The organism is Macromonas nakdongensis, from assembly GCF_002837145.1.
Lineage (GTDB): Bacteria > Pseudomonadota > Gammaproteobacteria > Burkholderiales > Burkholderiaceae_C > Macromonas_B > Macromonas_B nakdongensis.
On record NZ_NWMV01000022.1, the window covers coordinates 28,094 to 49,257 of the forward strand.

The window sequence follows — 21,164 nt, forward strand, 5'->3', positions numbered from 1 at the left end:
AGGCCACATGAAGGATGCTGCGGCCACGCATGAATAATACTGCATGCTCCGCGAAAAATCCAATGCATTTTAATGCATGCGATCGGTGTTTACCCTAGGTTTTACGCCGGCAGGTGCAGCAGCTGGCGCACCGCCTGGCGCAGCTGGGCAAAGGTCGGCTCCAGCGGCGCGGCGCTGGTGTCGAAGGTCAGGTCGGCCTTGGAATAGAAGGCCGAACGCCCTTCCAGGATGCGTTTGAGGTCTTCCATCGCCTCGCGGCTGGCGGCCATGGGGCGCATGTCGCCCTGGGCGGCCACGCGCTGCAGGTGGTCGGCCGGCTCGGCCTTGAGCCAGACGGTGGTGCAGTGCTGCAGCAGCAGGTTGAAATTGGCCGAGTCCGACACCAGCCCGCCGGGCGTGGCGATCACCACCTCGGGGTAGATCTGGATGGCTTCCTCGAGCGCGCGGCGTTCGTAGCGGCGGTAGGCGTTGGTGCCGTACAGGTTGTGGATTTCGCTGATGCTGCAGCCGGCGAACTGCTCGATCTCGCGGCTCAGTTCAATGAAGGGGTAGCCCAGGTCGGCCGCCAGCCGCTGCCCCAGGGTGGACTTGCCGGCTCCGCGCAACCCGATGAGCGCGACGCGGGCGCGGCTGCCCTGCACGTCCACGCCGCTGCCGCCGAACAGCTCCACCAGCTGCACCCGTGCGCGGCGCAACTCGGCCTCGTCACGGCCCTGCAGCAGTTCGCGGATCAGCAACCATTCCGGGGACGAAGTGGTCACGTCGCCCAGCAGTTCGGCCAGGGAACACTGCAGCGCCCGGGCCACCTGCAGCAGCACCAGAATGGAAGCGTTGCCGGCACCGTATTCCAGGTTGGCCAGGTGGCGTTCGGACACCTCGGCCGCCAGGGCCACGGCCTTGCGCGTCATGCCGCGGCGCGAGCGCAGGGTGCGCACCCGCTCGCCCAAAGCGACCAGGAACGGCGGGCGCTGCTCATCCACCCCGCCCACGGCATCGACCAGGCCCAGCGGGGCCGGCCCCACAGGCTCGGCCACGCCCGCCGGCCCTGTTTTGTCAGCCCACATCTGCGTCATATCATCACCATTGCCTGGGTGCAGCGCACACACAGGGGAAAACCCTTAAGAGCGCGCCACCGCAAAACATGCACTTTACTGCATACTACCGGGGACGCAAGATAGTGCATTTATAACGCCTTTGCCCCGCACTGACCAGTTCCTACCTGCATCTTTTTTCCACCCCATGACCACTCCCCTGCTCCCCAATTTCCTCGCTGGCCGCTGGCAAACCGGCACCGGCGCCGGCCTGCCGCTGTTCGACCCGGTATTGGGCACCGAACTGGTCCGCGTCTCCAGCGCCGGCCTGGATCTGGCCGAAGGCTTTGCCTTTGCCCGCGAACAGGGCGGCGCCGCGCTGCGCGCCCTGAGCTACGGCCAACGCGCCGCGCTGCTGGGCCAGATCGTTGAGGTGCTGCAGAAAAACCGCGACGCCTATTACGAGATCGCCACCGCCAACTGCGGCACCGTGACCAAGGACTCGGCGGTGGACATCGACGGCGGTATCTTCACCCTGGGCTACTACGCCAAACAGGGCGCGGCCCTGGGCGATGCGCAGTTTCTGCTGGACAGCGCACGCATCCGCATGGCCAAGGACCCGCTGTTCCAGACCCAGCACATCCTCACCCCCACGCGCGGCGTGGCGCTGTTCATCAACGCCTTCAACTTCCCGAGCTGGGGCCTGTGGGAAAAAGCCGCGCCGGCCCTGCTGTCGGGCGTGCCCGTCATCGTCAAGCCCGCCACCAGCACCGCCTGGCTCACCCAGCGCATGGTCCAGGACGTGGTCGACGCGGGCATCCTGCCCGCCGGCGCCCTGTCCATCGTCTGCGGCTCGTCGGCCGGGCTGATGGACCAGCTACAGCCCTTCGATGTGGTGTCCTTCACCGGCTCGGCCGACACCGGGCGCATCATCCGCTCCCACCCTGCGGTGGCCCAGCGCTCGGTGCGCTGCAACATCGAGGCCGACAGCGTCAACTCCGCCCTGCTGGACCCCGCCGCCACCGCCGACAGCGAAGCGTTCAATCTGCTGGTGAGCGAGGTGGTGCGGGAAATGACCGTCAAAAGCGGCCAGAAGTGCACCGCCATCCGCCGCGTGTTCGTGCCGCGCGCCCTGTACGACGCCGCCGCGCAGGCCATCGCCGCCAAGCTGGCCAAAACCACGGTGGGCAACCCACGCAGCGAAGGCGTGCGCATGGGCGCGCTGGTGAGCCGCGAGCAGTTCGACACGGTGCAGGCCGGCATCGCCCACCTGAAAACCGAGGCCGAGGTGCTGTTCGACGGCAGCCAGGCCGCCCTGGTGGACGCCGACCCCGCCGTGGCCGCCTGCGTCGCCCCCACCCTGCTGGGCAGCCGCCAGCCGGCCGACGCCGAGGTGCTGCACGCCGTGGAAGTGTTCGGCCCGGTGGCCACGCTCATGGCCTACGACGGCATCGAACAGGCCTACGAGCTGATCCGCCGCGGCGAAGGCTCGCTGGTCATGTCGGTTTTCAGCGCCGATCCGGCCTTCATCGCCCACACCGCGGCCGAACTCGGTTCCAGCCACGGCCGGGTGCACGCCATTTCGCCCGACATCGCCACGCTGCACAGCGGCCACGGCAACGTGATGCCGATGTCGCTGCACGGCGGCCCGGGCCGCGCCGGCGGCGGCGAGGAACTGGGCGGCCTGCGCGCCCTGAACTTCTACCACCGCCGCACCGCGGTGCAGGCCAGCACCGCCGCGCTCGACCAATGGGGTGCGACGGCTGTGGCCTACCAGCCCTGAAGCCGCCCTGCCCATCGACAACAACACCAGACCGGAGACGCCCATGAACGCCAGCCTGCCCGCCGCCCCGCCCGCCGAGTTCAACTTCGCCCAGCACCTGATCCGGCTGAACGCCGGGCGCAGCGGCAAAACCGCCCTGATCGACGACCGCGGCCAGCTGAGCTACGGCGAACTGGCCGAGCAGGTGCGGCGCATGGCCAACGGCCTGCAGTCGCTGGGCCTGCGGCGCGAGGAACGGGTGCTGCTGCTGATGCAGGACAGCAACGACTGGATCGTGGCCTTCCTGGGCGCGCTCTACGCCGGCATCGTGCCGGTGTGCCTGAACACCCTGCTCACGGCGGAGGACTACGCCTTCATGCTGAACAACAGCCGGGCGCAGGCGGCACTGGTGTCCGAAGCCCTGCTGCCCACGCTGGAGGCCGCGCTGGAGCAGGGCCCGCACGAGGTGCGGCACCTGGTGGTCTCGCGCGCCAGCCTGCCGTTGCCGGCAGGCCCGGGCTACACCGCGGTGGCGCTGGATGCACTGCTCGCCAGCGCGGCGCCCCAAGCCTCGCCCGCCACCACCCTGGCCGACGAGGCCGCGTTCTGGCTCTACTCCTCCGGCTCCACCGGCCGCCCCAAGGGCACGGTGCACACCCAGGGCAACCTGTACTGGACCGCCGAACTCTACGCCGAACCGGTGCTGGGCCTGACCGAAGCCGACACCGTCTTCTCGGCCGCCAAGCTGTTCTTCGCCTACGGCCTGGGCAACGGCCTGAGCTTCCCGCTCAGCGTGGGCGCCACCGTGGTGCTGATGGCCGAGCGACCCACGCCGCAAGCGGTGTTCCAGCGCCTGACCGGCAACACCCCGGCACTGGCGGGGCGCCAACCCACCGTGTTCTACGGCGCCCCCACCGGCTACGGCGGCATGCTGGCCCAGCCCGACCTGCCCGCCCGGGCCGACGTGGCGCTGCGGCTCTGTTCGTCTGCGGGAGAGGCGCTGCCGCGCGACATCGGCGAACGCTGGACCGCCCATTTCGGCGCCGAAATCATCGACGGCATCGGCTCCACCGAGATGCTGCACATCTTCCTGTCCAACCGCCCGGGCGACGTGCGCTACGGCACCACGGGCAAACCGGTGCCCGGCTACGAGGTGGAACTGCGCGGCGAGGACGGCCTGCCCCTGGCACCCAACGCCGACGGCAGCATCGACATCGGCGACCTGTATGTGAAGGGCCCGAGCGCGGCGCTGATGTACTGGCACAACCGCGAAAAATCGCGCGACACCTTCCAGGGCGCCTGGACCAAGAGCGGCGACAAGTACAGCCGCGACGCCGAGGGCTACTACACCTACGCCGGCCGCAACGACGACATGCTCAAGGTCAGCGGCATCTACGTCAGCCCGTTCGAGGTGGAGGCCACGCTGGTGCAGCACCCGGCCATCCTGGAGGCGGCGGTGATCGGCACCACCGGCGCCGACGGCTTGACCAAGACCAAGGCCTTCATCGTGCTCAAGGCCGGGCAGGCGCTGGACGAAGACGGCGTGAAGGCCTTCTGCAAGGAGCACCTGGCGCCGTACAAATACCCGCGCCAGATCGAATTCGTGGACGAACTGCCCAAGACCGCCACGGGCAAGATCCAGCGCTTCAAGCTGCGCGACCTGGAAGCGCAGCGCGCCAGCGGCCACTGAACGCACCCGCCGGCCCCTCGGCACCGGCCAGAGCGGGGGGGCCGGCGCGCCCCGGACGCTCAGTCCGGGGATGACAGGGCCGACTGCGGCAAGCCGAACACCTGGTCGAAACACCAGGTGAACACCACGGTGTAAACGAGAAAGAACAGCAGCAGGCCCAGGTCGGCGAGGAAGGCCAGCCACAGCGTGGTGTCCAGCCACCAGGCCATCACCGGCACCAGAAACACGGTCAGCCCGCCCTCGAACCCGAGGCCATGGGCCACGCGCCGCTGCCAGGACCGGCCCTTGACCGGCTGGCGCCGCTCCCAGCGCTCGAACAGGGTGTTGAAGGCGTAGTTCCAGGTCACCGCGATGCCCGAGGTGAGCACCGACAGACCCACCGCCGACGGCCCTGGCTCGTTGAAGACCAGGGCCAACGCCAGGGCCACGACCACGATGGCGATGGCCTCGTACAGCGCCACCTGCACCACGCGCCGGGTGCGGGGCCCCAGGCGGCGCCAGACAGGCGCCGGCCGGGCGGGCAGCGCGGGCGTCTGCACCATCAGGTGTCTTGGGAAATCTTGATGCTGGGGAACTTGGACGAAAAATCCTTGGCCTTGGCCGCCACCGTCAGCGCCACCTGGCGTGCCACGGCCTTGTAGATACCAGCGATTTCACCGTCCGGGTCGGCCACCACGGTGGGCGTGCCGCTGTCGGCCTGCACGCGGATCTGCATGTTCAGCGGCAGCGCGCCCAGGTAGTCCATGCCGTACTCGGCGGCCATGCGCTTGCCGCCGTCGGCGCCAAAGATGTGCTCGGTGTGGCCGCAGTTGGGACAGCAGTACACCGCCATGTTCTCCACCAGGCCCAGGATGGGCACGCCCACCTTCTCGAACATCTTGATGCCCTTGCGCGCGTCCAGCAGGGCGATGTCCTGCGGCGTGGTCACGATCACCGCACCGGTCATGGGCACGCGCTGGCTGAGCGTGAGCTGGATGTCGCCGGTGCCCGGGGGCATGTCCACCAGCAGGTAGTCCAGGTCCTTCCAGTTGGTCTGGCGCAGCAGCTGGTCCAGCGCCTGGGTGGCCATGGGGCCGCGCCAGATCATGGCCTCGTCCTTGTCCACGAGGAAGCCGATGGAGATGACCTGCACGCCGTGGTTCACCAGCGGCTCCATGGTCTGGCCGTCGGTGCTTTCCGGGCGGCCTTCCAGGCCCATCATCATGGGCTGGCTGGGGCCGTAGATGTCGGCGTCCAGGATGCCGACCTGGGCGCCCTCGGCCGCCAGGGCCAGCGCCAGGTTGACGGTGGTGGTGCTCTTGCCCACGCCACCCTTGCCCGAGGCCACGGCGATGATGTTCTTCACCTTCGGCAGCAGCTGCACGCCGCGCTGCACCGCGTGCGCGACCACCTTGGTCTGCAAATGGACCGAGACGTTCTCGACGCCCGGCACGCCTTTGGCCGCGGCGATCAGCGCCTTGCGCAGCGCCGGGTGCTGGCTCTGGCAGGGGTAGCCCAGCTCCACGTCGAAGGACACGTCGCCCTCCTGCACCTGCAGGTTTTTCAGGGCCCGGGTGGACACAAAATCTTTGCCCGTGTTCGGGTCTTGCACGGTTTGCAGCGCCTGCAGCAGCGCCTGTTGTTCGACGGCCATGAAAAAGGGTCTCCGCAATGAATCGATCGGTGGGCGCAAGTCTACCGCCTGGCTGCGCAGGGCCGAGAGCCCTCAGTAAAATCGAGGGCTTGCCCACAAGGACATCCACATGAGTCAGCGTCGTTTCTTCGTCACCACCGCCCTGCCCTACGCCAACGGCAACTTCCACATCGGCCACATCATGGAGTACATCCAGGCCGACATCTGGGTGCGGATGCAGCGCATGCACGGGCACGCGGTGCACTTTGTGGGTGCGGACGACGCGCACGGCGCGCCGATCATGATCGCGGCCGAGAAAGCCGGCATCACCCCGCAAGCTTTCGTGGCCAACATCGCCGCCGGCCGCGCCCAGTACCTCGAAGGCTTCCACGTGAAGTTCGACAACTGGCACAGCACCGACGGCCCGGAAAACCACGAACTGGCGCAACAGATTTACCGCGACCTCAAGGCCAACGGCCTGATCAGCACCAAAACCATCGAGCAGTTCTTCGACCCCGAAAAGGCCATGTTCCTACCCGACCGCTTCATCAAGGGCGAATGCCCCAAGTGCGGCGCCAAGGACCAGTACGGCGACTCCTGCGAGAGCTGTGGCGCCGTGTACGCCCCCACCGAACTGAAGAACCCGTATTCGGCGCTGTCCGGCGCCACGCCGGTACTGCGCACCTCCGAGCATTACTTCTTTAAGCTGTCCGACCCGCGCTGCATCGAATTCCTGGAAAACTGGACCGGCGAGGCCGGCCGCCTGCAGCCCGAGGTGCTGAACAAGATCAAGGAATGGTTCCAGAAGGACGAAGACGGCAACGGCGGCCTGGGCGACTGGGACATCAGCCGCGACGCGCCCTACTTCGGCATCGAAATCCCCGACGCGCCGGGCAAGTACTTCTACGTCTGGCTGGACGCCCCCATCGGCTACCTGGCCAGCCTGAAGAACCACTTCGCCAAAGGCCAGGCCGCGAACCACTGGCACGCGGCCTCGCGCACGGCCGAAAGCTACGAGCAGTTCGTGGCCGACCCGGCAGTGGAGCAGGTGCACTTCATCGGCAAGGACATCACCTACTTCCACACCCTGTTCTGGCCAGCCATGCTGCACTTCAGCGGCCGCAAGACGCCGACGCAAGTCAACGTGCACGGTTTCATCACCGTCAACGGCGGCGAAAAAATGAGCAAGAGCCGCGGCACCGGCCTGGACCCGCTGAAGTACCTGGGGCTGGGCATGAACCCCGAGTGGCTGCGCTACTACCTGGCCGCCAAACTGAGCAGCCGGGTGGAAGATGTGGACTTCAACCCCGACGACTTCGTGGCCCGCGTCAACTCCGACCTGGTGGGCAAATACATCAACATCGCCAGCCGCGCCGCGGGCTTCATCGCCAAGCGCTTTGGTGGTCAGTTGGGCGCCATCTCCGCCGACGGCGAGGCGCTGCTGGACCACCTGCAGCAAGCCGTGCCGGGCGTGGCCGAACTGCTGGCCGAGCGCGAGTACGGCAAAGCCATCCGCGAAACCATGGCCCTGGCCGACCGGGTGAACGAGTACGTGGACGCCAACAAGCCGTGGGAGCTTGCCAAGCAGGTCGGCATGGACGCCCGCCTGCAGGACGTGTGTACCGTCTGCATCGAAGCCTTCCGGGTGCTGACCGCGCTGCTCAAGCCCGTGCTGCCGGGGCTGGCCGCGCAGGTGGAAGCCTTCCTGCAATGCGAGCCGCTGACCTACGCCAACGCCACCACCCCGCTGGGCGCGGGCCACGCCATTGGGGCCTACCAGCACCTGATGCAGCGGGTGGACATCCAACTGCTGGAAGCGCTGTTCGAGCCGCCCGCCGCACCCGAACCGGAAAAAGTGGTGCCCGGCGGTGAGGAGATCGCCCCCACCATTTCCATCGACGACTTTGCCAAGGTGGACCTGCGCATCGCCCGCATCGACAACTGCGAGCCGGTGGAAGGCTCCACCAAGTTGCTGCGACTGACGCTGGACGTGGGCGAAGGCCGCACCCGCAACGTGTTCAGTGGCATCGCCAGCATGTACAAACCGGAAGACCTGATCGGCAAACTGACGGTGGTGGTGGCCAACCTGGCCCCGCGCAAGATGAAGTTTGGCGTGAGCGAAGGCATGGTACTGGCCGCCAGCCACGCCGACGAGAAGGCCCAGCCCGGCATCCACGTGCTGCACCCCTGGCCGGGGGCGCAGCCGGGCATGCGCATCCACTGAGCCCCCGACAGGCACCCGACCCACCATGCACCCCGAACTGCGCGGCTGGGTCGACGTGCAACGCACGCACCAGGCCAATGTGCGCCTGGGCCTGACGCTGGCGTTCGTCGCCGGCGCCATCAACGCTGGCGGCTTTCTGGCGGTGGGGCAATACACCTCGCACATGACGGGGGTGGTGTCCTCGGTGGCCGACCAGATGGTGCTGGGGCACTGGGACCTGGTGCCCGCCGGCCTGGCGGCGCTGCTGGCCTTTGTGCTGGGCGCCATGACCACGGCGTGGATGGTGAACTGGGGGCTGCGCCGCGGGCTGCACAGCGCCTTCGGCCTGCCCCTGCTGATCGAAGCCCTGGCCTTGCTGCTGTTCGGCCTGTTCGGCGCGGTCATCGACCTGATGGACACCTGGTTCCTGCCGCTGACGGTGGTGCTGCTGTGCTTCATCATGGGGCTGCAGAACGCGGTCATCACCAAAATTTCGCGCGCCGAAATCCGCACCACCCACCTCACCGGCCTGGTCACCGACTTGGGGCTGGAGCTGGGCAAGCTGCTTTACGTCAACCGCCACCCCGAACACACACCGGTGCGCGCCAACCGCGACAAACTGCGCCTGCAAAGCCGGCTGGTGGGCGGCTTTTTCATCGGGGCGCTGGCGGGGGCCTGGGGCTTCAAGCACCTGGGCTACGTCAGCACCCTGCCCCTGACCGGCCTGCTCCTGCTGCTGGTGTGGCGGCCACTCTGGGCCGACCTGCGCCGCCGCCAAGCCTGAACCCACGGCGCTGGCGCCCACCGATCGGCGATCGGTACAAACCCCAGGCCTCAACGCCCCCTGCCGTCAGGCCACATCAAGCCCGCCGGCGCTAACATGCGGCATGTTCGACCGACTGCCGCCCCTGGCCCCGTTTCGCCCCCGCCTCTTGCAGGAACTGCGCCACTACAACGGCGACCGTCTGGTGCGCGACGTGGGCGCCGGAGCCACCGTCGGCATCGTCGCCCTGCCCCTGGCCATGGCCTTCGCCATCGCCTCCGGCCTCAACCCCGAAGCCGGCCTGTGGACCGCCATCATCGCCGGCTTCCTCATCGCCGCACTGGGCGGCTCGCCGGTGCAAATCGGCGGGCCGGCCGGCGCCTTCATCGTCATCGTCTACGGCATCGTGGAACGCTACGGCCTGGCCAACCTGCTGATCGCCACCTGCAGCGCCGGGGTGCTGCTGTTCCTGCTCGGTTGGTTCAAGCTCGGGGCGCTGGTGCGCTACGTGCCGGTCAGCGTGGTCATCGGCTTCACCAACGGCATCGCGGTGCTCATTGGCCTGTCGCAGCTGCGCGATGCGCTGGGCCTGTCCGTGGACAAGATGCCGGCCGACTTCTTCAGCCAGATCCGCACCCTGGCCACGCACCTGGACGGCACCAACCCCTGGGCCCTGGGCCTGGCCACGGCCTGCGTGGCCGGGCTGTTCGTCTGGCCCCGGCTCTGGGCCAGCGAATCGGCCTTCCGCCAGAAGCTCGACCGCCTCGACGCCGTCAGCGCGCTGCGGGCCACCTCGCGGGTGCCGGCGCCGGTGGTGGCGCTGGTCACGCTCACCCTGCTGGCCTGGGCGCTGGACATGCCGGTGGAGACCATCGGCACCCGCTTCGGCGGCATCCCACAAAGCCTGCCGGCCTTCGATCTGCCCGATTTTTCCTGGGCCACGGTGAAGCTGCTGGTGGTGCCCACCTTCACCCTGGCGCTGCTCGGTGCGATCGAATCGCTGCTGTGCGCGCGCGTGGCCGACCAGTTGCACGACGGCCGCAAACACGACCCCAACCAGGAGCTGATGGCGCAGGGCGTGGCCAATGCCGTGGTGCCCTTTTTCGGGGGCATGCCGGCCACCGGCACCATCGCCCGCACCGTCACCAACATCCGCGCCGGGGCCACCTCGCCCGTGGCGGGCATCGTGCACGCGGCCACGCTGGCGCTGGTGGTGCTGGCCGCCGCGCCGCTGGCCCAGCACATCCCGCTGGCGGTGCTGGCCGGGGTGCTGCTGTTCGTGGCCTGGAACATGGGCGAGTGGCGCGAATTCGGCCGGCTCAAACAGTTCAGCAACCACTACCGGCTGATGCTGCTGTCCACCTTCTTCGTCACCGTGGTGTTCGACCTGACGGTGGCGGTGGAACTGGGCCTGGTGCTGGCGGTGGTGCTGTTCGTGCGGCGCCAGAGCGACATCTTCCGCGCCGACGCCACTGGCGGCACCGACACCGAACTGCACTACAGGCTCTACGGCTCGCTGTTTTTCGGGGCGGTGGCCAAGATCGACCCCATCGTGGCCGCGGTGGAACAGGCCCCGCAGCCGATGCACGTGGTGCTGGACGCGAGCCAGCTGGTCTCGCTCGACACCACGGGTCTGGACGCGCTGGAACAGTTGCACAAGGCCCTGCACAAACGCGGCGCCCACCTGAGCATGACCGGCCTGAACCCGCAACCGCGTTCGCTGATCGAGCGCGCCGGCTTTGCCCAGGCCCTGCACCCCCGGGAGTGAGCCCGCACCGCACCGGGGCGCCCCCGGCCGCCAGGCCCGCACCAGGCGCGGGCGGCGGCCCCGCGTAAACCCCGATGTCCAGGCCACACCCGCCGTGGCACGATGCTTGCTGATGTTTTTGCATCATGGATTCATGGCCTTGGGCCATCACCCGATCGGGAGAGACCGCTGGCCCCAGGCCAACGGCGCCGAAGGAGCAACCGCCCCGGAAACTCTCAGGCAAAAGGACCGGTCGGGCCGTTGAACTCTGAAGAGCGGCCGGAAGTCGTCACCCGGCCCACCGCAGGAGCAAGCGCCCCACCCCGCGTGGCGGCGTGAATCTCTCAGGTACCAAACAGAGGGGGCGTGTCTTGCACAAGGTGTGCAGGGCACCCCATTCCTCGACGTTTGGAGCCTGTTCTCATGAAATCGATCGCAGTCATCGGCGGTGGCATCACCGGCGTCACCACCGCTTACGCCCTGGCCCAACGCGGCTTTGCCGTCACCCTGTTCGAGAAACACCGCTACGCGGCCATGGAAACCTCGTTCGCCAACGGCGGCCAGCTGTCGGCGTCCAACGCCGAGGTCTGGACCCACTGGTCCACCCTCCTCAAAGGCCTGAAGTGGATGCTCAAGAGCGACGCACCGCTGCTGGTCAACCCCAAGCCCAGCTGGCACAAGCTGTCGTGGTTCGCCGAGTTCATCGCCAACATCCCGCACTACCAGCGCAACACCGTCGAAACCGCCCGCCTGGCCGTGGCCGCGCGCGAGCACCTGTTCGCCTGGGCCCAGGCAGAGGGCGTGGACTTCGACCTGATAAAAGCCGGCATCCTGCACATCTACCGCGACAAGGCCGGTTTCGACCACGCGGGCCGGGTGTCACAGCTGCTGGCGCAGGGCGGCCTGCCGCGCCGCGCCGTCACGCCCACCGAGATGCGCGCCATCGAACCCACGCTGGCCGGCAGCTACTACGGCGGCTACTACACCGAGAGCGACGCCACCGGCGACATCCACAAGTTCACCCAGGGCCTGGCCGCGGCCTGCGAGCGCCTGGGCGTGCGCACCCTCTACGGCCAGGACGTGCAGGCCCTGCGCAGCGACGGCCAGACCGCCACCGTGGTGGTGGGCCAGGGCGCCGACGCCCAGACCCACCGCTTCGACGGCCTGGTGGTGTGCGCCGGCGTGGCCAGCCGGGCGTTTGCCGCGCAACTGGGCGACCGGGTCAACATCTACCCGGTCAAGGGCTACTCCATCACCGTCAACCTGCTCGACGCCGCCAGCCAACACGCCGCGCCCACCGTCAGCCTGCTGGACGACGCCACCAAACTCGTCACCAGCCGCCTGGGGGTGGACCGTTTTCGCGTCGCTGGCACAGCCGAATTCAACGGCGCCAACAAAGACATCCGCGCCGACCGCATCCGCCCGCTGATCGACTGGGTCAACCAGTGCTTCCCGGGTGTGAGCACCCGCCAGGTCGTGCCCTGGGCCGGCCTGCGCCCCATGATGCCGAATATGATGCCGCGCGTGGGCCGTGGCCAGCGCGCCAACGTGTTCTACAACACCGGCCACGGCCACCTGGGCTGGACGCTGTCGGCCATCACCGCGCACACGCTGGGCGAAGTGGTGCAGCACGCCCACGGCACCGCCGTGCGGGTGCCCGGCGCGCCCACGGTGGCCCTGGCCCGGAGCTGAGTCCGCCCCCGCCCTGCCCGTTCCCGCTGCCCACGCCCCACCCGGCGTGGGCGGTCTGTCCCGCCGGCCCAACCGCCGGCGACCTTTCACGTCCTCACCCACAGGAATGTCCATGCAAGCGCTACACGCATTTTTCAACTGGCTCAACGGCATCGTCTGGGGCGTGCCCATGATCGTGCTGATCCTGGGCACCGGCTTCTACCTCCAGTTCCGGCTGGGCTTCATGCCCCTGCGCAAGATCGGCCATGGCCTGCGACTGATCGTGAAAAGCCGGGACCGGGGCGATGCCCGGGACGGTGAAATTTCGCCCTTCGCCGCGCTGATGACCGCCTTGTCGGCCACCGTGGGCACGGGCAACATCGCCGGTGTGGCGGCGGCGCTGGCCGTGGGCGGCCCTGGCGCGCTGTTCTGGATGTGGATGACCGCCTTCGTCGGCATGGCCACCAAGTACGCCGAGGTGGTGCTGGCGGTGAAATACCGCGAGGTGGACGACCGCGGCGAACACGTGGGCGGCCCCATGTACGCCATCAAGAACGGGCTGGGCCGGCACTGGCGCTGGCTGGGCACCGCTTTCGCCGTCTTCGGTGGGCTGGCCGGCTTCGGCATCGGCAACATGGTGCAGGCCAACGGCATTGCCAGCGCCATGCACAACGCCTTCGGGCTGGACACCTGGATCACCGGCGCGGTGCTGGTCGCGCTGACCGGCGCCGTGGTGCTGGGCGGCATCAAGCGCATCGGTGCGGTGGCCGAAAAGCTGGTGCCGGCCATGTGCGTCGGCTACATCCTGTGCGTGGGGGTGGTCCTGGTGATGTTCGCCGACCGCATCCCCGATGCCCTGGCGCTGGTCTTCCACCACGCCTTCAACCCCACGGCGGCAACCGGCGGTTTTGTGGGTGCCAGCGTGATGCTGGCCCTGCAAAAAGGCGTGGCGCGCGGCATTTTCTCGAACGAAGCGGGCCTGGGCACCGCCGGCATCGCCCAGGCGGCAGGCGCCACGCGCGACCCGGTCTTTTCCGGCCTCATCGGCATGATGGGCACCTTCATCGACACCCTCATCGTCTGCACCTGCACCGGCCTGGCCATCCTGGTCACGGGCGTGTGGGATTCGGGCCAGACCGGTGCCGTGCTCAGTGCCTCGGCGTTCGAAGCGGCCATGCCCGGCGTGGGCAAGTACCTGCTGGCGGTGTCGCTGGCGGTGTTCGCCTTCACCACCATCCTGGGCTGGGCCTACTACAGCGAAAAATGCTGGGGCTTCCTGGTGGGCACGGTCTGCGAAAAACCGTTCCGCCTGCTCTGGACCCTGGCCGTCTTCCCCGGTGCCGTGCTCAGTCTGGACTTCGCCTGGCTGGTGGCCGACACGCTCAACGCCCTGATGGCCATCCCCAACCTGATCGCCCTGGTGCTGCTGACCCCGGTGATCGTGCAACTGACGCGGGACCATTTTGAGCGCACGGCCCCCCTCGGCGTGACCCCCAGCGCGCAACGCGGCTGAACCCGGTCGGCCAGGGGCGGCGGGGCTGGGTAAAATCGGGTGCCATGAACCTCTTTGCCCGCCCCCACTACGTCTCTGACGCCACGCAGTTCATCGACTCGCTCAAGGCGGCCAAGCCCACGCTGGAAGCCGAGCAACGCCAGGGCCGCGCCTTGCTGTGGGACCGTCCGGTGGACCGCGGCTTCAACGCTGGGGCCAACGCCGCCCGCGTGGACCAGAAGCCCTACGTCTACCAGACCGAACCCAGCCTGCGCTGAACGCCCGCGTCTCGGCCGTCTCGGGCAGCATGACCACCGCCACCGCGCCGGACGCCGAGCTGCCCCCGGCCCCGGCCGACCTTCCCGACACCCTGCCCGAGGTGGTGGACCAGGTGGCGCGCGCCCGCCTCTACGGCGAGCCGCTGTTCGCGCTGCCGCAGGACCTCTACATCCCGCCCGATGCGCTGGAAGTCTTCCTGGAGGCCTTCGAGGGCCCGCTGGACCTGCTGCTCTACCTGATCCGCAAGCAGAACTTCAACATCCTCGACATCCCCATGGCCGATGTCACGCGCCAGTACCTGGGCTATGTGGACCAGGTGCGTGCGCGCAACCTGGAACTGGCCGGCGAGTACCTGCTGATGGCGGCCATGCTGATCGAGATCAAGTCGCGCATGCTGTTGCCGCCCAAAAAGGTGGCCGAGGGCGAAGAGGCCGAAGACCCGCGCGCCGAACTGGTGCGCCGCCTGCTGGAATACGAGCAGATGAAGCGCGCCGCCCTGCAACTGAACGAACTGCCCCAGTTGGGCCGCGACTTTTTGCGCGCCCAGGTACACGTGGAACAGTCGCTGGCGCCGCGCTTCCCCAACGTGGACCCGATCGACCTGCAGACCGCCTGGCGCGACATCCTGCGCCGCGCCCAACTGGTCCAGCACCACCGCATCAGCCGCGAAGAACTCAGCGTGCGCGAACACATGAGCCTGGTGTTGCGCCGGCTGCAAGGCCGCAAGTTCGTGGAATTCGGCGACCTGTTCGACCTGCGCAAAGGCGTGCCGGTGCTGGTGGTCACCTTCATCGCCATGCTGGAACTGGCCAAGGAAACGCTGATCGAGCTGACCCAGGCCGAAGCCTTTGCCCCGATTTACGTGCGACTGGCCTACACCCCCACCTGAGGCCCGCCCCTTTGGCCGCCCAGGCCGCCCCGGAATTGCCCATGACCGCCCCGACCCCACCGAACGCCCCGAGCACCGCCACCACCCGCCAGTTTGACGTGGTCATCGTCGGCAGCGGCCTGGCCGGCCTGAGCAGCGCCCTGCTGCTGCCCGGCCACCTGCGCGTGGCGGTGCTGACCAAGCGCACCATCGAAGACGGCTCCAGCGGCTGGGCCCAGGGCGGCATTGCCGCCGTGCTGGCCGACGACGACAGCTTCGATGCGCACGTGGAAGACACCTTCGTGGCCGGCGCCGGCCTGTGCGACCCGGCGGCCACCCGCTTCACCGTGGAACACGCGCCCGAGGCCATCGCCTGGCTGCGCGACCTGGGCACCCAGTTCACCCTGCACGACGGCGAACTGCACCTGACCCGCGAAGGCGGCCACAGCCACCGGCGCATCGTGCATGCCGCCGACGCCACCGGCGCCGCCGTGCAGCACACCCTGATCGACCGGGTGCACCAGGCGCCCAACGTGCAGGTGTTCGAGACCCACAACCTGGTCGATCTGATTGTGAGCGACAAGCACGGCGGCCAGACCCACGCGCCGCGCCGCTGCCTGGGCGCCTACGCCCTGAACGAAGAAACCGACCAAGTCGAGGCCTTTGTGGCGCCGCACACCGTGCTCTGCACCGGCGGCGCCGGCAAGGTCTACCTCTACACCAGCAACCCCGACACCGCCACCGGCGATGGCATTGCCGCCGCCTGGCGCGCCGGCTGCCGGGTGGCGAACATGGAATTCATCCAGTTCCACCCGACTTGCCTGTACCACCCCAAGGCCAAGAGCTTCCTCATCACCGAGGCGGTGCGCGGCGAAGGCGGCCTGCTGAAATTGCCGGCCCACCTGGGCGGCCACCGCTTCATGCTCGACCACGACCCGCGCGCCGAACTGGCCCCGCGCGACGTGGTCGCCCGCGCCATCGACTTCGAGATGAAAAAGCACGGGCTGGACTGCGTCTACCTCGACATCTCGCACCAGCCGCCCGAGTTTCTGCGCGAGCACTTCCCCAACATCCTGGCGCGCTGCGCCGAGCTGGGCATCGACATCACCAAAGAGCCGATCCCCGTGGTGCCCGCCGCCCACTACACCTGCGGCGGGGTGGTGACCGACCTGAACGCCCGCACCGACCTGCCCGGCCTGTACGTGGTGGGCGAGGCCAGTTGCACCGGCCTGCACGGCGCCAACCGGCTGGCCAGCAATTCGCTGCTGGAGTGCATGGTGTTTGCGCGCGCGGCGGTGCGCGACATGGCGGCCCAGCCCACAGCGGCCATCCCCGCCATCCGGCCGTGGGACGACAGCCGTGTCATCGACGCCGACGAGCACGTCGTCATCTCGCACAACTGGGACGAGCTGCGCCGCTTCATGTGGGACTACGTGGGCATTGTGCGCACCGACAAGCGGCTGGAGCGCGCCGCCCACCGCATCGCGCTGCTCAAGGCCGAAATCCAGGAGTTCTACAAGAGCTTCCACGTCACGCGCGACCTGCTGGAGCTGCGCAACCTGGTGGAGGTGGCCGACCTGATCGTGCGCTGCGCCCAGGCGCGCAAGGAAAGCCGCGGCCTGCACTTCAGCCGCGATTACCCGGACCTGCTGCCCGAGGCCCTGCCCACGGTGCTGGACCCGAACGCGGGCTGAAGGCCGCCGGGACGGCTGGGGCCTTGCGCCCCTGAGCCCCGTGGCGCCGGGAACGGGGCGCCCAGGCAGACCGTCTGCTGCGGCGCTTAAAGGACGGCGTAGCGCCCCGGCTTGTGGTTGATGGCGATGAACAGGTTCATCACCACCGCCGCCAGCACCGACCAGGCCACCCGCTCGGGCTCCACCACCGTGAGCGCCAGCAGCACGATGGTGCAATCGATGCCCATTTGCACCTTGCCTGCGCGCCAGCCCTTGGCCCGCTGCAGGTACAGGCTGATGATGGTGGCTCCACCCAAACTGGCGTGGTGACGCGCCAGGAACAAACAACCCGAACCCAGCAGCAAACCACCCAGCACGGCGGCGTAGGCCGGGTGCAACCGCTCGATGGCGAACAGCTGCGGCGACCACTGCGTCAACGCCGACAGCAAGGTGATGGCCAGGAAGGTCTTGAGCGTGAACTCGCGCCCCATGCGGCGCCAGGCGAACCAGTAAAACGGCAGGTTGATGAGAAAAAACCACTGCCCCAGCCCCCAACCGGTGGCGTAGTGCAGCACGAAGGCCGCGCCGGCCGTGCCGCCGGTCAGCAAACCGGATTGCGCAAACAGGATCAGCGCCAGCGACACGAACAGCGTGCCGGTGAAGATGGCCTGGGCGTCTTCAAAAACGGTGTGGGTGTGAATGGGTGGGACGGAGCTGGTCATGGCGCGGGGTAGATGCAGGCATCATGCCATGCGGTGCTGGGGCTACCACCCATCAGGCGCCACCTACCAAACGCCCACCGTATTGGGTGCCAGGCATCCATCTTCGCTCACCGTTCAGCTCAATCTGCACCGGGTGCGCTGCACAAAATCCCACTTTCACCGACTGGCCGAGGTGGTTTTGGAGCCGTTGCACAAAATGGTCATAAGCGATGGAACACTGGTGTGCCCCACGACCACTGCACCGCCGCTGCAAAGTGCTCCATCGACCGTCGGACAGGATCAGGAAGTAATGAGAACCCGTCGCACGCAGAACACCGGTCCGCCACTCCAATGCACCCCGGTTTTTTTCAAGGCACGCCAACCGGTCACGTCTTCTCTCATTGGAGTTCGAAGTGGAAATCAGCATGAAGGCCAAGAGGACTGCAAAAATAGGCCCTACCCCAATCAGCAGATACCACCGGAGTCCGTCATCGTTTGGATTTTTTGGGATTGACACGGGGTGAGTTGAATGGAAATGGGGTGACCTCGCCTGCAACACATTAAACCGCAGACGGAATGGATACATCCAGGCGATGTCCTTCCAGAGCGGATTCAGAACATCGACAGGAACGAGACATACAATCCGCACTGCTCCGGGGTGTCCACATGGTGTGGGCTGAGATGGCGATGCCGAACCCGCGAACTTGATCCGGTTCAGACCGGCGGAAGAAGAGCTGTCACATCCCGCGTTGCGTGGACACCCTTGCAGGCCCCTCGGCCCGCGTGGGGCCGCACACCGGGGCGACCTTCGGAGCACCCATCCTGCCACCGAAAGAGACACGCCCCGTGAACGCCCCCGCCGACAAATTCCTCGCCACCACCGCCCAGGTGGACTCGGCCGCCGTTGCCCCCCTGCCCAACTCGCGCAAGGTGTACGTTGAAGGCTCGCGCCCCGACATCCGGGTGCCGATGCGCGAAATCACCCAGTCCGACACCCCGGCCAGCTTCGGCGCCGAACCCAACCCGCCCATCTTCGTGTACGACTGCTCGGGCCCCTATACCGACCCAGCGGCGACCATCGACATCCGCGCCGGCCTGCCCGCCCTGCGTCAACGCTGGATCGAAGAGCGCAACGACACCGAGATGCTGCCCGGCCTGAGCAGCGCCTTCGGGCGCGAGCGCGCCGCCGACCCCAAGCTCGACGCACTGCGCTTCCCCGGCCTGCACCGCCAGCCGCGCCGCGCCCTGCCCGGCGCCAACGTGACGCAGATGCACTACGCCCGCCAAGGCATCGTCACCCCCGAGATGGAGTACATCGCCATCCGCGAGAACCTGCGCCGCCGCGAGTACCTGGAATCCCTGAAAACCGCTGGCCCCACCGGCCAGAAAATGGCCGCCATGATCGGCCGCCAGCACCCGGGCCAGCATTTCGGCGCCAACATTCCCGCCGAAATCACGCCCGAGTTCGTGCGCGACGAGGTGGCCCGCGGCCGCGCCATCATCCCCAACAACATCAACCACCCCGAGTCCGAGCCGATGGTCATCGGCCGCAACTTCCTGGTCAAGATCAACGCCAACATCGGCAACTCCGCCCTGGGCTCGTCCATCAACGAGGAAGTGGACAAGATGACCTGGGCCATCCGCTGGGGCGGCGACACGGTGATGGACCTGTCCACCGGGAAGAACATCCACGAAACGCGCGAGTGGATCGTGCGCAACTCGCCCGTGCCCATCGGCACCGTGCCCATTTACCAGGCGCTGGAAAAGGTCAACGGCAAGGCCGAAGACCTGACCTGGGAGATTTTCAAAGACACGCTGATCGAGCAGGCCGAACAGGGCGTGGACTACTTCACCATCCACGCCGGCGTGCTGCTGCGCTACGTGCCGCTCACCGCCCACCGCATGACGGGCATCGTCTCGCGCGGTGGCTCCATCATGGCCAAGTGGTGCCTGGCCCACCACCGGGAGAACTTCCTCTACACCCACTTCGAGGACATCTGCGACATCATGAAGGCCTACGACGTGGCCTTCAGCCTGGGCGACGGCCTGCGCCCCGGCTCCATTTACGACGCCAACGACGAAGCCCAGCTGGGCGAACTCAAGACCCTGGGCGAACTCACGCAGATCGCCTGGAAGCACGATGTGCAGGTGATGATCGAAGGCCCCGGCCATGTGCCCATGCACCTGATCAAGGAGAACATGGACCTGCAGTTGGAACAGTGCCACGAGGCGCCCTTCTACACCCTGGGGCCGCTGACCACCGACATCGCCCCGGGCTACGACCACATCACCAGCGGCATTGGCGCGGCCACCATCGGCTGGTACGGCACCGCCATGCTGTGCTACGTGACGCCCAAGGAGCACCTGGGCCTGCCCAACAAGCAGGACGTGAAGGAAGGCATCATCACCTACAAGCTGGCCGCCCACGCCGCCGACCTGGCCAAGGGCCACCCGGGCGCGCAGATCCGCGACAACGCGCTGAGCAAGGCACGCTTCGAGTTCCGTTGGGAAGACCAGTTCAACCTGGGCCTGGACCCCGACAAGGCGCGCGAATTCCATGACGAGACCCTGCCCAAGGACTCGGCCAAGGTGGCGCATTTCTGCTCCATGTGCGGGCCGCACTTCTGCAGCATGAAGATCACTCAGGACGTGCGCGATTACGCCGCGCAACAGGGCATCGACGAAACCCAGGCCCTGGCGCAAGGCATGCAGGCCCAGTCGGAGGCCTTCCGCCAGGCCGGCGGCGAGGTCTACATCCCGATCCACCAGGCCTGAGCCGCCAGCACACGCCCCCCAGACAGCGTCCGCCCCTTGCGGCCGGAGGCGCTGGGGGGCATGCTCCGTTCCATTCCCGATGGGGCCGCGGTTTGTATGCAATGGCAGGCCCGGCCTCTGTCACAATGCGCGCCGTTCCCAGGAGACCCCCATGTTCCGCACCCTGCTCAAATCCAAGATCCACCGCGTCGCCGCCACCCACGCCGAACTGCACTACGAAGGTTCCTGCGCCATCGACGAAGACCTGATGGACGCAGCCAACCTCTGCGAAAACGAACAGATCCACATCTGGAACATCAACAACGGCGAGCGCTTCGTCACCTACGTCATCAAGGGCCAGCGCGGCTCCGGCATGATCTCGGTCAACGGCTCGGCGGCGCGCCGCGCCCAGGTGGGCGACCTGCTCATCATCGCTGCCTTCGCGCAGGTGCACGAGGACCACGTGGCCCAGCACAGGCCGAAACTGGTGTTCGTCAACGACCGCAACCAGCAGGTGGAGCTGCGCGACAAGGTGGCCACGCAGCCGATGTGACGGCCGGGCTCAGTCCAGCGTGGCGGGAATCCAGCCGCGCAGGCTGTTGAGGAAGGCCCAGCCGGTGGCCCGGGGCAGGTCGTCGAGCCGCACCACCGCTTCCTGCAGCCGGCCTTCGGCCAGGGCCACGGCGCGGCCCACACCGTCGAGCAGGCCGCAGGCCAGCGGCGGCGTGACCCAGCGGCCGTCCAGCTGCACGGCCAGGTTGCCGCGCGAGCACTCGGTCAACTCGCCGGCTTCGTTCCACAACACGGTGTCGAACACCCCGGGTGCCGCGGGCGCCGCGGCGTCGTAGTGCGCCCGCCGCGTGGTCTTGAAGCGCACGAACTCGCCGTGCGCCTCGCGCAGGGGCTGCGCGGCCAGAG

Annotated in this window: 17 protein-coding genes and 2 riboswitches; of the genes, 12 read left to right on the forward strand and 5 right to left on the reverse strand. The window is 67.8% G+C overall.

The window, feature by feature from the left end; genetic code table 11:
* Positions 1-101: 101 nt before the first annotated feature.
* On the reverse strand, positions 102-1,073 hold the full coding sequence (locus CON77_RS04075; protein WP_439650517.1) for a helix-turn-helix transcriptional regulator: 972 nt from the start codon (positions 1,071-1,073) through the stop codon (positions 102-104).
* Positions 1,074-1,239: 166 nt separating this feature from the next.
* Here CON77_RS04075 and CON77_RS04080 point away from each other — a divergent pair, with 166 nt between their 5' ends.
* Both CON77_RS04080 and CON77_RS04085 read left to right on the forward strand, forming a co-directional pair.
* A complete protein-coding gene (locus CON77_RS04080; protein ID WP_101047864.1) occupies positions 1,240-2,814 on the forward strand; it encodes a 3,4-dehydroadipyl-CoA semialdehyde dehydrogenase in 1,575 nt (524 codons plus the stop codon).
* A gap of 43 nt (positions 2,815-2,857) precedes the next feature.
* A complete protein-coding gene (locus tag CON77_RS04085) occupies positions 2,858-4,483 on the forward strand; it encodes a benzoate-CoA ligase family protein (RefSeq protein ID WP_101047865.1) in 1,626 nt (541 codons plus the stop codon).
* Positions 4,484-4,542: 59 nt separating this feature from the next.
* Here CON77_RS04085 and CON77_RS04090 read toward each other — a convergent pair whose 3' ends face one another.
* Positions 4,543-5,025 carry a PACE efflux transporter gene (locus CON77_RS04090; protein ID WP_157826834.1) on the reverse strand — a complete coding sequence of 161 codons (483 nt, stop codon included), beginning with the start codon at positions 5,023-5,025 and terminating at the stop codon, positions 4,543-4,545.
* The gene (apbC, locus tag CON77_RS04095; protein WP_101047866.1) at positions 5,025-6,116 is read right to left on the reverse strand and encodes an iron-sulfur cluster carrier protein ApbC; all 1,092 of its coding nucleotides are present in this window, start codon (positions 6,114-6,116) and stop codon (positions 5,025-5,027) included. Before apbC ends, CON77_RS04090 begins: the two co-directional genes overlap by 1 nt.
* Positions 6,117-6,225: 109 nt before the next feature.
* Here apbC and metG point away from each other — a divergent pair, with 109 nt between their 5' ends.
* The 8 genes from metG (at position 6,226) to nadB (ending at position 16,812) form a co-directional block, all read left to right on the forward strand.
* Positions 6,226-8,319, forward strand: a complete 2,094-nt coding sequence (metG, locus tag CON77_RS04100) for a methionine--tRNA ligase (RefSeq protein WP_101047867.1) — start codon at positions 6,226-6,228, stop codon at positions 8,317-8,319.
* A 25-nt stretch (positions 8,320-8,344) separates the two neighbouring features.
* Positions 8,345-9,082 carry a YoaK family protein gene (locus tag CON77_RS04105; protein WP_101047868.1) on the forward strand — a complete coding sequence of 246 codons (738 nt, stop codon included), beginning with the start codon at positions 8,345-8,347 and terminating at the stop codon, positions 9,080-9,082.
* A gap of 103 nt (positions 9,083-9,185) precedes the next feature.
* Positions 9,186-10,829, forward strand: coding sequence for a SulP family inorganic anion transporter (locus CON77_RS04110; RefSeq protein ID WP_101047869.1), 1,644 nt, complete (start codon positions 9,186-9,188; stop codon positions 10,827-10,829).
* A 146-nt stretch (positions 10,830-10,975) separates the two neighbouring features.
* Positions 10,976-11,070: riboswitch (glycine riboswitch) on the forward strand.
* 161 nt (positions 11,071-11,231) lie between these two features.
* A complete protein-coding gene (locus CON77_RS04115; protein ID WP_101047870.1) occupies positions 11,232-12,500 on the forward strand; it encodes a D-amino acid dehydrogenase in 1,269 nt (422 codons plus the stop codon).
* 112 nt (positions 12,501-12,612) lie between these two features.
* Positions 12,613-13,992, forward strand: a complete 1,380-nt coding sequence (locus CON77_RS04120) for an alanine/glycine:cation symporter family protein (protein WP_101047883.1) — start codon at positions 12,613-12,615, stop codon at positions 13,990-13,992.
* A 44-nt stretch (positions 13,993-14,036) separates the two neighbouring features.
* Entirely contained in the window at positions 14,037-14,249 is a 213-nt protein-coding gene (locus CON77_RS04125) for a DUF3460 family protein (RefSeq protein WP_101047871.1), read from the forward strand.
* Positions 14,250-14,278: 29 nt separating this feature from the next.
* Positions 14,279-15,139 (forward strand): segregation and condensation protein A, encoded by an 861-nt coding sequence (locus tag CON77_RS04130; RefSeq protein WP_101047872.1) that lies wholly within the window; start codon positions 14,279-14,281, stop codon positions 15,137-15,139.
* 41 nt (positions 15,140-15,180) lie between these two features.
* Complete coding sequence (nadB, locus tag CON77_RS04135; protein WP_101047873.1) at positions 15,181-16,812, forward strand: L-aspartate oxidase; 1,632 nt, start codon at positions 15,181-15,183, stop codon at positions 16,810-16,812.
* Positions 16,813-16,898: 86 nt separating this feature from the next.
* Here nadB and CON77_RS04140 read toward each other — a convergent pair whose 3' ends face one another.
* Positions 16,899-17,513, reverse strand: coding sequence for a YitT family protein (locus CON77_RS04140; protein WP_101047874.1), 615 nt, complete (start codon positions 17,511-17,513; stop codon positions 16,899-16,901).
* 623 nt (positions 17,514-18,136) lie between these two features.
* Positions 18,137-18,240: riboswitch (TPP riboswitch) on the forward strand.
* A 98-nt stretch (positions 18,241-18,338) separates the two neighbouring features.
* Between CON77_RS04140 and thiC the strand changes: the two genes are divergently transcribed.
* Complete coding sequence (gene thiC / locus CON77_RS04145) at positions 18,339-20,267, forward strand: phosphomethylpyrimidine synthase ThiC (RefSeq protein WP_101047875.1); 1,929 nt, start codon at positions 18,339-18,341, stop codon at positions 20,265-20,267.
* A 151-nt stretch (positions 20,268-20,418) separates the two neighbouring features.
* Positions 20,419-20,799: an aspartate 1-decarboxylase gene (gene panD / locus CON77_RS04150; protein ID WP_101047876.1), complete on the forward strand. Its 381-nt coding sequence runs from the start codon at positions 20,419-20,421 to the stop codon at positions 20,797-20,799.
* A 9-nt stretch (positions 20,800-20,808) separates the two neighbouring features.
* Here the strand turns inward: panD and CON77_RS04155 are convergent.
* Positions 20,809-21,164: aminotransferase class IV (locus tag CON77_RS04155; RefSeq protein ID WP_198552260.1), on the reverse strand; the 356-nt coding region annotated here is incomplete at its 5' end.